This is a genomic window from Aquicoccus porphyridii (genome assembly GCF_008369105.1).
Lineage (GTDB): Bacteria > Pseudomonadota > Alphaproteobacteria > Rhodobacterales > Rhodobacteraceae > Aquicoccus > Aquicoccus porphyridii.
Genome location: NZ_VINQ01000203.1, coordinates 1 through 384, shown reverse-complemented (window position 1 = coordinate 384; position 384 = coordinate 1). Strand labels below are relative to the sequence as shown.

Annotated in this window: 1 pseudogene; it reads right to left on the bottom strand. The window is 64.6% G+C overall.

Going from position 1 to position 384, the window contains the following annotated elements:
- Positions 1 to 384: pseudogene (gene pheC / locus FLO80_RS24200) on the bottom strand (cyclohexadienyl dehydratase); the annotation flags it as partial.

The following is a 384-nucleotide window of genomic DNA, read 5'->3' as shown; positions in this document are numbered from 1 at the left end:
CAGGTCGGCCTTGCCGTCGACGATCTGCTGGAAGATCGTCACGTTGTCCGGATGCACCAGGATCCGGGCCTTCTTCAGGTTCGCCCGGGCGAACTTCTCGTTGGTGCCGCCGGGGTTGACGATGGCCGTCACGCCCGGCTGGTCGATCTGCTCCAGGGTCTGGAAACGCGCTTCTTCGCTACAGAGGGTGATCGGCGTCTTGCCGTCGCGCAGGTAGGGAATCGAGAAATACGCCTGGCGCTGGCGCTCCAGGTTGATCGAGATGCCGCTCATGGCGATGTCGAAGCGGTCGTCGGCGAAATCGCGCATCAGGTTCGGCCAACTGGTCGGCACCACTACCAGCTTGGCCCCCAGGCTCTCGGCCAGGCGCTGCGCCATGTCCAC